Source organism: Pseudomonas sp. MHK4, assembly GCF_054600775.1.
This window is the reverse complement of the sequence record NZ_BAAIAK010000005.1, coordinates 157,961-170,285: the sequence shown is the minus strand read 5'-3', so window position 1 is coordinate 170,285 and position 12,325 is coordinate 157,961. Positions and strand designations below refer to the sequence as shown.

Annotated in this window: 11 protein-coding genes and 1 pseudogene; 7 read left to right on the top strand and 5 right to left on the bottom strand. The window is 53.7% G+C overall.

From position 1 onward, the window contains the following. Positions 1 to 3: 3 nt before the first annotated feature. Both ACYP2Q_RS15075 and ACYP2Q_RS15070 read right to left on the bottom strand, forming a co-directional pair. Positions 4 to 1,143 (bottom strand): CBASS cGAMP synthase, encoded by a 1,140-nt coding sequence (locus ACYP2Q_RS15075; protein ID WP_459731158.1) that lies wholly within the window; start codon positions 1,141 to 1,143, stop codon positions 4 to 6. A gap of 289 nt (positions 1,144 to 1,432) precedes the next feature. Beyond that, complete coding sequence (locus ACYP2Q_RS15070) at positions 1,433 to 2,092, bottom strand: hypothetical protein (RefSeq protein WP_447764723.1); 660 nt, start codon at positions 2,090 to 2,092, stop codon at positions 1,433 to 1,435. Between the two features lie 660 nt (positions 2,093 to 2,752). Between ACYP2Q_RS15070 and ACYP2Q_RS15065 the strand changes: the two are divergent. From ACYP2Q_RS15065 to ACYP2Q_RS15045, 5 genes and pseudogenes are all read left to right on the top strand, one after another. Continuing rightward, positions 2,753 to 2,932: pseudogene (locus ACYP2Q_RS15065) on the top strand (VOC family protein); the annotation flags it as partial. A gap of 224 nt (positions 2,933 to 3,156) precedes the next feature. Further along, positions 3,157 to 5,802 (top strand): AAA family ATPase, encoded by a 2,646-nt coding sequence (locus ACYP2Q_RS15060; protein ID WP_459731157.1) that lies wholly within the window; start codon positions 3,157 to 3,159, stop codon positions 5,800 to 5,802. 82 nt (positions 5,803 to 5,884) lie between these two features. After that, the gene (locus ACYP2Q_RS15055) at positions 5,885 to 6,094 is read left to right on the top strand and encodes a hypothetical protein (protein ID WP_339555573.1); all 210 of its coding nucleotides are present in this window, start codon (positions 5,885 to 5,887) and stop codon (positions 6,092 to 6,094) included. A 120-nt stretch (positions 6,095 to 6,214) separates the two neighbouring features. Continuing rightward, a complete protein-coding gene (locus ACYP2Q_RS15050) occupies positions 6,215 to 6,532 on the top strand; it encodes a DUF7693 family protein (RefSeq protein WP_445262226.1) in 318 nt (105 codons plus the stop codon). Between the two features lie 259 nt (positions 6,533 to 6,791). Further along, a complete protein-coding gene (locus ACYP2Q_RS15045; protein ID WP_339555571.1) occupies positions 6,792 to 7,073 on the top strand; it encodes a hypothetical protein in 282 nt (93 codons plus the stop codon). 195 nt (positions 7,074 to 7,268) lie between these two features. Here the strand turns inward: ACYP2Q_RS15045 and ACYP2Q_RS15040 are convergent, their stop codons facing one another. After that, complete coding sequence (locus ACYP2Q_RS15040; RefSeq protein ID WP_445262225.1) at positions 7,269 to 7,514, bottom strand: hypothetical protein; 246 nt, start codon at positions 7,512 to 7,514, stop codon at positions 7,269 to 7,271. Between the two features lie 692 nt (positions 7,515 to 8,206). Here ACYP2Q_RS15040 and ACYP2Q_RS15035 point away from each other — a divergent pair. Both ACYP2Q_RS15035 and ACYP2Q_RS15030 read left to right on the top strand, forming a co-directional pair. Continuing rightward, the gene (locus tag ACYP2Q_RS15035) at positions 8,207 to 8,416 is read left to right on the top strand and encodes a hypothetical protein (protein ID WP_339555570.1); all 210 of its coding nucleotides are present in this window, start codon (positions 8,207 to 8,209) and stop codon (positions 8,414 to 8,416) included. Between the two features lie 16 nt (positions 8,417 to 8,432). Next, positions 8,433 to 8,870, top strand: coding sequence for a LysE family translocator (locus ACYP2Q_RS15030; protein ID WP_339555597.1), 438 nt, complete (start codon positions 8,433 to 8,435; stop codon positions 8,868 to 8,870). A gap of 192 nt (positions 8,871 to 9,062) precedes the next feature. Here the strand turns inward: ACYP2Q_RS15030 and ACYP2Q_RS15025 are convergent, their stop codons facing one another. Beyond that, positions 9,063 to 9,494 carry a glycine zipper domain-containing protein gene (locus tag ACYP2Q_RS15025; RefSeq protein WP_459731156.1) on the bottom strand — a complete coding sequence of 144 codons (432 nt, stop codon included), beginning with the start codon at positions 9,492 to 9,494 and terminating at the stop codon, positions 9,063 to 9,065. A gap of 817 nt (positions 9,495 to 10,311) precedes the next feature. Then, complete coding sequence (locus tag ACYP2Q_RS15020; RefSeq protein ID WP_339555569.1) at positions 10,312 to 12,285, bottom strand: BCCT family transporter; 1,974 nt, start codon at positions 12,283 to 12,285, stop codon at positions 10,312 to 10,314. Positions 12,286 to 12,325: the final 40 nt, after the last annotated feature.

Below are 12,325 nucleotides of genomic sequence, written 5' to 3'. Positions count from 1 at the left end.
AGTTCAGCCTGCCTTCGTCCGCTTTACAGGCTCTGCGGGGCCAGCGAGAGGTGCAATTGCAGCCATGGACGCCGGCAGGCTCTCAGGATTCGACTTCATGCGATTAGGCGCATTCGGGAAACGGTCACCCAGCATGTTGTGCAGCCAGTGATAAGCAGTTTGTGCATCGGTTGCATCGATGGCGCCTTCCAAGTGATTCGCGAAGACCTGGAAAAGCTCCACGGCGTCAGCAATCGCTTCCTTGGGCATGTGAGCAGTGAGTGATGCCTCGGGGTCAATGGGGCTCATAACGCCCTTGCGCAGGGCATCCGGGATTCCCTTCACTACGTTCAAAAGCGCATGGTCATCGCGCTTGTCGAAGTATTCGAACAGCGGGCAGGCTGCTGCCATCAGAAGGATCGAGCTTGGCCCTTTATCTTCCCATTGCTTGTCGCGAAATGCCTTCAGGTAACGCACGACACGGATGAGTTGGTCACCCTTTTCCCGGCACTCGCGCTTGAACCAGTTTTTCATCGCCATGGGGTCGGACTTACGCCAGCCCTGCTCGCGATCAGCCAGCAGTATTTTATTCGAGGGCAGGGTCTTCCAGCTGTCACGCTCGGAGTTGATCGCGCTGTCGAATACGGCATGGCCACGGTTTTCCATGCTGGATTTGATCAGCAAAAAAAGCGTGTCAGGGATCACATATAACGGAAGATCAATGTGGGCATATGGGGAGATCGTCACCCGTACACAGGTGTCCTTGCTTTCGGTGTGCCACCCCTTGTCGGCGCACATCGGGCGAAGCACGTCGATAACGGCGTCAAAGAACAAGGTGATCGCAAGCTTGGGGCTGTTCTCCTCGCGCATGACACTCAGCGGAAGGTACACTCCATCGTCGATATCAGACTGTTGAGGTGGCGTCGTGCAGGGGCTGTTGAGAGTTTTGTAGGCACGCGAACCCTGAATGTAGAACCGAGGTTCACAGATCTCACCCTCCAGGCCTTTTTCACGGAGCACCCGAGGCAAGTCAGCCTTCAAGGCCTCCCGGATATCGTTACGAGCCCCATCGATTTCAGCCAGCTCATCGGGAGCCAGGTTGAGTTCATCAAGGAAGCAGGCTTCCCCGGTAGTAGTGAATAGCAAGGGACTAAAATTTGGCATGAAGCCTCCGCTCAAGCGCTAAATGAACGGTGCCTCCAGCAATTGCTGACCTTCACATCAAGACTACCGAGCGCTTATGCGCTCCTGAATCTCGTCACTGCCACCCTACGCCAACCACGTATTCCAAAGGGTGCAGTCCTTCCCGGCTGTCAGCTACCATGCTCGATGACACGTGCGAGATGACACAGTGCCACGCCACAACATATAGATCAACAAAAAATAAAAAACACTACATGTAGTGCATTTGACTCATCGTCGTGCTTAACAGGGCTGCATCAGAGGCGATCAGTCAGGTGGCTTTAGCCCTGGTAAATGTGACTTGCCCAGCCGTGTTGAGCCCCTCTGTCCACTTTCGGTCGGTGAAATACGTGCCTTCCATGATGATGTCATCGCCCGATTCCTTGACGAAGACCCGAGCAGCACCGGTGTGCGTATTTGTGTCAGTCGCCACAGGGATCTGGGTGTAATTGACGAACATGTAGTTCAGTTCAAGGATACCAGTCTGATCGCTGGGTCGAACGGAGACGCTGATCGTCTTGGACTCGGAGTACGGGATGTCCGAAATGAACTCCATTTTTACGCTGAACAGACGCGCCTTGATCTTGGCCTTTCCCTCAACGACGTAGAGCGAAGAGCCGTCGCCTTGCCCGAGCCATTTCTGCATAATCCCCCAATTGGATTGCAGTTTCATGTTCCATTCGCCGTCGATGGGCGGGAAAAATTTGCGAACAAAAGGCAGCTTGCACAACCATACGAACACAAAAGTTTGGCCCAGCACGTAGAAAACGGCGGCGCCGACTCCTACTGCTGATGTCACAGGCCGACGAAGATCGGTTAACGGCCCAGACAACAGCTCTGACATGTCTTTGTAGTGCAGCACCAGGAAAACGACCAGGCATGTGGTAGCAAAGTACCCGAGGGTCTTGGTGATCCCTATGACTTGATACATGCCAGTCCTCAATATCCGGGCATTAGCGCTCTACCCTATACGCTCGTCGACATGCTGTACATGGCGTTGAGCTTCGACACTATTGCCCGTGCCGCACGACCTTCAGCTCATCGCGAAATGGCTAGGATACCCAGCTCACCAACACATACGCGGCGATACCAGCAACTACGCCCTTGCAGCCGTGCATACCACCAGTAGACTTATGGCCTCATATCCGAAAGCTGCAAGCCAGGGACACTGGCTAAGCGGGCCGCTGCAGTAACCACCCTTGGCTTGGTCGGCCCAATCACGGACATGACCACAGATCATCACCGAGTGGTCTCAGGCCGTCCATAACACCTGGCGACAGTCAGTTTTCGCCTACAGCCATGATCTGATAAACCACGCTGTCGGAGCCAGTCACGTCAGCCCGCTGTGCAGCTATATGTTGATTGGCTAAGTGGTTGCCGAGTAGAAAAAACAAAGCCCCGGAGGTTCGCGGCTCCAGGGCTTCTATTTTCGCCTCCATCCCTTAATGGTTAGACGAACGTAGCCAAGACATTACCAGCGTCGCTTTGGTATTTCACTACGACTTTGGATAAACGTGTTCGATCAGCGAAGCATCGAGGAAAACGCTATGTCGTGTTTACCATTGACGCCGTTTCAACAGGAGGACTGCAAATGGATCTGAAATTCAGTCACGTAGATGTACTGGTCAAGAATCTCGACGAAGCCTGTACTTACTACGCGCAGATACTTAACGCCAGGATCTCCAAAACGCTCGTCTGGGAACGAGGTGGTCTGCATGTGCGCTACGCGATTGCGCTGATGGGCCAGGAGCGTTTCATGCTGGTACAGCCGTAGGTGGGGAATCTGAAAGAGCTATTGAAATCGTCAGGTGAGCGCCTGATCTGTTGCTCAAAATAGGTTGCCTGTCTTGTCGGCATTGATCTTCGATATCTACTAGGTCGGAGCTAGCCCAACCATCGGTGCAAGTGAGTGAAGCAATCAACTGTAGACTATGCTTCATGGCGTTTGTGGGGACGGCCTATCGCCAAGCTCCACCACGGATGGAGCGAAAATGCATGAGCCTGGTCGATGATTTATTGGTGTGGTCTGCCGAACTTAAAGATTGGCAAAGAGATGCTCTCAGGCGGCTATTTACCCAAGACACGCTAAGTCCTGCCGACCTTGATAGCCTGGTTGCGATGATCAAAGAGGCTCATGGGAATGGGCCTGCTTCCCCCGAACGTGCCTCACCACTCACTCAAGATCATGTAGCAGGAATTGGAAGTGGTTCAACTGTCCAACTTTTAGGTCTCTCCAATCTGTCTAACATCAATGGCTTCCCAGCAGGGCGTGGAGTAGATCTGCAGCCTAATGGTTTGACCGTGTTGTTCGGCGAAAATGGTGTCGGTAAATCAGGGTACGCAAGGCTACTCAAAAATACCTGTCGAGCTAGGCGACGCGACAATGTCCGCTGCAACGCATTCGGTGAGGCAGGAGTGCCAGCGGCGGATGTTTCTTACCTCGTCGATGGCCGTCCTCTGCAAAATACGTGGACGCAGGGGGAGCCTTCAAACTCAGATTTGAGCATGATCTCCGTGTATGACGCGGCATGCGCTATGGATTACGTGGAAGAAGAAGGAACGCCCGTCTTTTTACCCTATGGCTTGGGGCAAATGAATCGCCTTGTACTCGCACAGCGAGAGCTGCACCGTATCATCACAGTTGAGCGTGACGCAGTGGCCCTTAATGCTGGACTGTTTGACCCTGTACGCGGTGAGACAGAGGTGGGTGCTCTCATTAAAGAATTGGGCGTGGCGACTGACGTCGAAGTCATGAGAACACTAGGGACATTGAGCGCAGAAGACGAAACCCGCTTGCAGCAACTCGCACAAACCCTACAAGACATGAACCCGGAACCCAAGGCTCAAGCCTTGGACAGACAGTCCGAGCGGCTGGAGGTTGGCGCTCAGCACGCAGTGTCAGCTTATGCCCTAGTGTCTGATGAAGCCCTTCAGACTCTCAGGCGCCTTCATGATGAAAACATAGATGCCGAGGCGGCCTACCAGGCTGCACAGAAAAACTTACGCGAGGTGGATGAAGCAACGCTTCCTGGAACTGGAAACGGTCTTTGGAAATTACTCTTTGAGGCCGCCGAACGCTTTTCTACTACGGATGCGTACCCAAGGCACCCGTTTCCACACACAGAGGACGGAGCGAAATGCGTTTTATGTCAGACAGTTTTGGCCCCTGATGCACAGCAGCGCATGCGAGATTTTTCAACCTTCGTCAACGAGCATGCAGCGGCAAATGCAACCGCTGCTGCGAACGCACTTCGAGCAGCTTTAACTGTACTGAATAGTGCAAGCTTTACCCCGCTCGACGCCCCCTCATTGGCCGAATTGATAGCAATAGCACCGGATGAGCATGCTCATTTGGTAGCAGTTTGTGAGGCCTGGCAGTTACGCAGAGCATGGCTGAAAACGGCGGTCGAAACGAATGATTGGACTCCGGCGGCTCCGGACTTCCCTGACGGCGATCGGCTGGAAATCCGGTTACGCCGGTTAATAGAAGCAAACAAATTAGCTGCCAAAACGCTGCGCGAATCGGATGATCCGGAGAATCGAGCGCGACTTCAGGAGGAGCTTAAGCAGCTCAGGGCTCGTCAGGCGTTCGTATTGTTGCTGCCACAAGCTGAGCAATATGTTCAAAACAGCATCGTGCGGCAAAATCTCGATAAGTGCCTAGCAGCACTAAGTCCGACCGGTGTCTCAACAAAAATGACGAACCTCGCCAGGCTGTACGTCACTTCTGCTTTGGCCGAAGCTATGACGGCCGAGTTGCAGCTTCTAGGATATCGACGTGACATTGAACCTGAGCTCGCTGGGCGAACGAGTGCGGGCACAACCAAAGTCACACTGAAAATAAAAGGTTCCAATCTTGATGCTCACCATCTGCTTTCCGAGGGGGAACAACGAGCAATTGCACTGGCACTCTTCTTGGCCGAAATCCGCTCGTTGCCTCATCACTCCGCCGTCATATTCGATGACCCGTCGACATCATTGGATCACCGCTACCGCCGGAAAATGGCAGAACGTCTCGCATTATTGGCAGAGGAACGACAAGTCATTGTGCTCACCCATGACGCGGTTTTCCTCACAGAGCTGAACACCGCTCAACGAAAATCGGGAGTCGAGGCTAGCTACAAATCCGTTCGTTGGGATAACGCGCCAGGCCAAATAGTCGACGGTCTTACCTGGGAAACCATGAATTGCAAGATGCGTTTGGAGGACATCGCTGAGGTTGCCCAAGAAATACAAAAGACTATGGGGACGTATATGAATGACGACAGCGCGCAGGCTGTGACAAGGGCATACGGAAAATTACGGGGCACCATTGAAAGAGCTGTTCGCGAAGAATTTATGAACAATACCGTGCAGCCTTTTAGCGATGTCGTATCGGTTGAGTCCTTCGGAGCAGTGATCGGTCACACCCAAGCTGAGTGGGAAACATTGATCGACATTTATGACCGGTCGTGCGAGGCAATTGAAGCGCACGATACGCCCGCTGCACGTCAACTGCCGATCCCACCACCTGAACAACTGCTACGTGATGTCGAGGTAGCTATCGATCTAATAGGTGAAGCGACAAAGAGGAAAAAGGCGTACGAAAAGGCCAGATCAGATCGCAATGCGGCCAGGAAAAAGCCATTTCAAACGGCCTGACTTATCCGATATTCATGCTGTTTCCTAGACGAGCCCTGCTCGACAGCGTGCATTTTTTGAGCTTACTCACGGAAGAATCACAATGCCGAACGCAGACTTACTCCCTTCCCTACTCTTCAAGATCAATCAAAATCAGTTAGCGCTTGAAGCTGCGATCATGGAGCTGTCACTGTGGATTGAGCAGCGTGGATCAACAGAGGTTGCCGGCAACGTTCGTGGCGCTTTGGACACAATCAGCATGAACGAGGAATTCATCAACATGACGCTTGCGGTGCTGATGTCGCCAGAGTGATAGGTTTCGAGTTTGTAAGGCTAGCCGGGTCTGGTTTGCCCGAAGGCGCGACCTCTCCATTCACGCCACTTCATACCGCAGCCTGGCTATGGGCAAGCGACGACGCGAGCGCAGAACACTTTGAACACGCCCCCTCTCCTACCGGCCCGCGAGGTCTACCAGATGCTGACGGACGTCGCGCTCGGCAAACGCATCATGATGCGAAGCTCCATCCAGTCCTGGAGCGAGATCTACCACGGCCTCATGCCCGTGGAGATTGATGGCTGGCAGCTCACGCTTTTCAATGACTGTGACACCCTGGACTACTGCGATTACTGCAGGTCGCCTGATGGCCGAATCGGGACGCTTGAGCTCTGGGAGCGCGATGGAGTTGACCCTGTCGAGCTGTTGAGCGCCTGGGAGCGAGAACAGCTCGAACGATTGCTCGCTGCCCTCTGAGCCTCCATGCAAAAAAAGGCAGGTGAGGGTTTGGTTACTTCAGTCATCTCGAAAGCTGCATCCAAGACTGTAGCTATGACATCATTTTCATCACAGACGGTTGCCGCCAAGGCTTGGTAGGCTTACCAGGATTTTTAACCTGCAATCCGGGCAACTGCCAATCTGCGATGCAACCACGAAATAAACGGCCCTGCCCTTACCAACGGCTCAATGTACCAATCGAATGGCTAGTGCCTGGCTCCCGAATAGGAGTAACAAATTGCTGAACCGTCCCGACAAAGATGCGCTCCGTGCAATGCTGGAATCGCAAGTTCAAGAAAAGCTGCAGCACGATCCAGACGCGGTAACGACTTACGCAGCCCAGCCTGTACCTGACCGAAAACCATACACCAGCAAACCCACGGTTCAGGACAAGGCATTTCACAAAGAGCTCGACCAGATGCGTGCAGATGCTGAAGCCGGAGTGATACATACGCCCAAGCGCGAGCCGGAGGACGGAGGCGCTCCTAGCCTTAAGCTTGATGATTATCCGGATCTGTAAACGTGCCCCGGAGAATCTACTGGCGGGTACTGCTTGCCGGCTCATAGCAACGGCGACCAAACGTGAGGAGGTAAAGTGGAGCCGGGCTAAAGCCCGAAAGAGCGATAGCCGAAGTAGCTTTAGCTCCGCAGCCGAACACATCACCTATCGAATCTCACATGTGCCACCCGCGCAATGTATGGCGACCGCAGTCAGTCATAGAGCGAGTGCTGCCTCGATCAAGCGTGCGTTAGGTAAGGCTCGGCGCAGGTCTTCTATGGCGCCCTCTATTGCGTCATGTGCAGAGGCTGCTTCACGGACAAACTCCAATGCCAGGCGACCTGGCTGTCCGACTCCAACCAAAGCATCATCACAGCCTGCTTCCGCCAAGCGATCCATAATCGCATCCATATCTTTGTCGTCAGACAGCAATTGGTACGTCAGGGTAAAAGTACATTCCATCTCTAATCCTTCGTCTCAGCAAGTTCTTGATTGGTGTTTGGTTTTGCGGGATACAACGAGCAGTTGCTCAATAGGCAGGGTCGGTTTGATCGATGACAGCACCATACTACCGTCTCTGGTCAGTGCCCCCGACGTCATTCAAGCTGACTCAGCCGGGCCCGCCGGCCCGAAGCAGCGACCTTAAGAAAAATGCATCCTCACACCACCTACTGCTGAGCCGGCCTTCCCGCAAAGGCGAGTGCATTGCACTGTAATAAATTGTCTCAGCTGAAGCCCGTCCCGTTCTTGAAGTCGTCTCCTTTTGCGGGTACTTGTAGGACACCAATCTCATGCACGGAAAGCAACCATGCACCCAAGATTCAGAGTGATCGAGACCACCACACTGGACGATGGCAGCAAGCGATACAGGGTCGTCGATCTTGTTGAGGGAGGCTCAGCTAGCAAGCATGGAGTGTTCAAAGCGAGGCCTGAGGCAGAGGCGGTTTGCTCAAACTTGAATGCCGAGCATCCGATTCAGTTGATGCATGCATCGCCTAGTGCCCACTGAGCCGATGCGATGTCTCACTCGCCTCCACGCTGTTGCGCCCAGAGACCTGGTTTCTATCATAGGAGCATTGCCCTGAGCTCCCATGCGGCTCGAATAGGAATAACACCCGCCTGCTACGCTGACCTCTTTCTATGGAGGTATCCCGATGTCGAATGCAGACTTACTCCCTGCCGTACTCTTCAAAATCAACCAAAATCAATTGGCTCTTGAAGCAGCAATCATGGAACTCACGCTCTGGGTCGAACAGCGCGGATCAGCGGAGGTCGCCGGCAACGTACGCGGTGCTTTGGACACAATCAGCAAGAATGAAGAGTTCATCAATATGTCGCTCGCGGTGCTGATGGCACCAGAATGACAGTCGGCTATCCGCACTGCTTCAGGCAGCACCAATGGCGATCGACGTGATTCGCCTGGCCGGCGTCGATTATCTGGTCTGGTTGGGGGGCGGGATGATCATCAATAGTCGCCAACCCGTGACGGCAGAGCCGCTACGAAAGCTGGGGGTTTTGCGCGACAGCGTGGTAGTGGAAGTGCTCAACCCGAAAACGGCATTGTTTTTTCTGACCTTTCTACCGCAATTCGTCGATGCCACCAGCGCCGCGTCGGTATGGCTGCAATTTCTGTTGATTAGCAACTTCGTCAACCTGGTCTTTTCCCTGGCTGACGTGATGGCAGTGCCAGGCGCTTCGCTACTTCGCGGCCCATTCTCGGCGACAGGCTTCCAACGTTTGGTACCTTGCGTGAGCAGCGCCATCCTGATTGGGCTAGGCTGCATATTCGTGCTGCAAAGCGGCATACCCACGAAGTAGGTGCACGCACACCAAATGGAAGCACCGCCAGTAACCTGGCGCCCGCGAGTGGCTTGGCAATGCCGCGATATCACGTCGCTGCTGTAAGACGCAGAAATGAATGCCACCGCCTGATAGCCGATCAATAGGGAGAAATCTACGTCCCCCCCCTTTTCAAAGAATGCGTCCAATGTTCAGTCTCGGAATCCAAGATCAATCGTCATGCTTGTGTCTATGTTTATTCTTGTACTTATTTTTATGCTTGTAATCGGAATCGTGGTGGTCGTTGTCATCGGCCATATTGTTGCCGATAGCACCACCTGCTGCGCCGCCCAGTCCAGCGCCGATCAAGCCACCGGTGGAACCACCGACACTGTTGCCGATTACCTGTCCACCCGCTGCACCGAGCCCCCCGCCAATAGCTGACTCGGTCTTCTTGCCACTCTTCGCGGTCATTGCGCCCCCAGTCGCGCCACCTACGCCGGCTCCAATCGCAGCGCCAGTGCTCCCTCCCACAGCCTGACCGACGACGCTACCAAGGGCGCCACCGACACCGCCACCGATAGCCGTGTTGCTGGTTTCGCTGGCGAAGGAGTACTGCGATACAAGAAGGCTTAGTACAACGAAAGATAATACTTTACGCATCAGGCAGACCTCTAGAAAGAAAAAAGAGAAGAAAAGTTTGTTGGCACATCGCATTCAGGTCAATGCATAACCGGCTGTACATTAATTTGGATCAATCAATCGGTGAGTAGTACGACCGCTTGTCGTTCGAATATGAGCTGCGGATTATCCCGCTAAGCGATGAATAGATAGTTATCGGCCCAGGCTGTGTGAAAATGCTTGGATCGCTTGTTTCCCTATGCTGATCAACTTCCCGAATCAAACATTGTTGATCTGGTTCATGTAGAAGAAACTCAAGTAAATCCGACGCTACGCAACGGTTTTTTTTGCGTTGCTCATCCCGTGGCATAGCGTCATCGGTGCAGAAATCTCAACACACTCTATGTCCAGTTCGCCATCTGGAAGGCCAAGCGGGATCCAGAAGCAAGGCGTCTAGTGAATAGCACTCGGCACGGTCGAACCACATCGTGAGCAAAAATCGTTTCTCTACCCGCTACGTTTGTGCTGACAGGTGATCGCATCCTGCTCTGCTTCTCAACAAAAGTCTGGAACCTTGACTAGCGTGGCGACATTATGGCCGACCCCGGCCAGCTTGCGGCACAGGGTGCAATGGCAGCGATAATAAAATCTTGGTTCAACCCCAGGGAAAAGCGTACAGCCGCGCAAAGACCTTGCCCTGATGCCATTTACATCTCCATTGAAGAATGTTTCATCGGTATTTACCAGTTCGAACGTTGGTATCGGAAAAAGTGGCCGTCAGAGTACTGATCTTTCATTGCCATTGATAAAGACCTACTCAGCAGTCGCATTATTGTGCCGGGGTTCATAGCGGCTGAGCTCAGCGCACCAGATGCAGATAGTGCAAATAACGTTCGTACTGATTGAGGATATCGCCGATCACGTCCTCACGGCTCCAGCCCATGATGTCGTAGTCCTGCCCCCCTTCTCGCAGGTGGACTTCAGCGCGAAAGTATTTGCGGGCGTCAGAGCCATCCTCGCTATCACCAACCACGAAACTCGGGCTGGTGAACGCACGCGGGCGTACTTCATAGAGGAAGCGCCCTTCCCCTGCCTGCAACAACTCCAATACCACACTGCCACCCTCGGACTCATTCACCGTGACCTCATAACCCTGCTTGCGCAATTCGCCAGCCACCTCTTCACAAGCGGGTTTGACCACCTCGGTGATGAAGCGATTGACATGGGCACGTCGGGGACGCATCGCAATACCGCGCAATCGCCGCTGCCATCCGCCATGAGGGTGGCGGGTGTTATGCAGCCCAGGCAACGCCTGGTTGCGCAGCCCACGGCGGGTAGCGTCCAGACTGAGCGCCTTGAACAAACCCCATATGGACGCCAGCAGAATGATCGAGAACGGCAAGGCACTGGCGATCGTTGCGGTCTGCAGTGCCTTCAACCCATTGGCCAGCAGCAGTGCAATGGCCACTATTCCGATCGTCACCGACCAGAAAATGCGCTGCCATAATGGAGAGTGGTCATGCCCGGACGACGCCAGCATGTCGACCACCAGTGCCCCCGAATCGGCGGAGGTGACGAAAAACACCACCACCATCAGGACTGCCAGCATCGAGATCAAACCGGAAAAAGGGAAATGCTCTAGAAAGGCAAATAACGCCAGCGAACTGTCCTGATCAATCACCTTCGCCAACTCTGTGACGCCCTCGTTGAGAATCATATGGATTGCCGAATCGCCGAATATTGTCATCCACAACAACGTAAAGCCGGCCGGTACGAAGAGGACACCACAGACAAATTCGCGAATGGTTCTACCGCGCGATATGCGAGCAATAAACAACCCCACAAACGGTGACCAAGACAGCCACCAGCCCCAATACAACAGCGTCCATCCACCGATCCAGTCGGTGGGTTCGTAGGCGTACAAGTTGAATGTCTTGTTCACGATGTCTGACAAATACGCGCCAGTGTTTTGCACGTAAGCCTGAAGCAGAAAAACCGTCGGCCCCAGCAACAGTACAAAGATCATTAGCACTACGGCCAACCCGAGGTTGATCTCGGACAGTATGCGGATCCCCTTGTCCAGTCCGCTGGCGACCGACAGCGTTGCGAGCGCGCAAGTCGCCGTGATCAATATGACCTGAACCGTGGTGTTCACAGGCAGGCCGAACAAGTGATGGAAACCACTGTTGATCTGTAGCACGCCATAACCCAACGAAGTCGCCACACCAAACACGGTACCGAGGATGGCAAATACATCCACGGCATGACCAATCGGGCCGTAGATTCGCTCGCCAATCAACGGATATAACGCCGAGCGCAAGGTCAGTGGCAGGCCATTGCGAAAGCTGAAATAGGCCAGGATCAACGCAACCATTGCGTAGATCGCCCAGGCGTGCAGGCCCCAGTGAAAGAAAGTGATTTTCATCGCTTCGCGCGCTGCGGCGACTGTGCCACCCTCGCCCACTGGCGGGCTGGTGAAATGCATGACCGGCTCAGCCACCCCAAAAAACATCAAGCCGATGCCCATGCCTGCGGAAAACAGCATGGCAAACCAACTGCTATTGCGATAATCCGGCTCGCTGTGATCCGGCCCCAACTTGATATCCCCATAGCGACTCACGGCAAGAAACACCACGCTGATCAGAATCAGGGCGACAGCCAAGATATAAAACCAACTGGCATTAGTATTGATCCAGCGCTGTATGTGATCGAACTGAGTCTGGGCTTCGACCTGAAAGACGACGGTGTAAAGAACCAACAACAAAATCAGAATCGCGCTGGTATAGAACACCGGCGGATTTAGGGTGCTCTTTGGATTGGAGGGGCTGTCCATAAATGAGTCGCTCTCTTTTGAAGCAAAGAGTTCACATGTC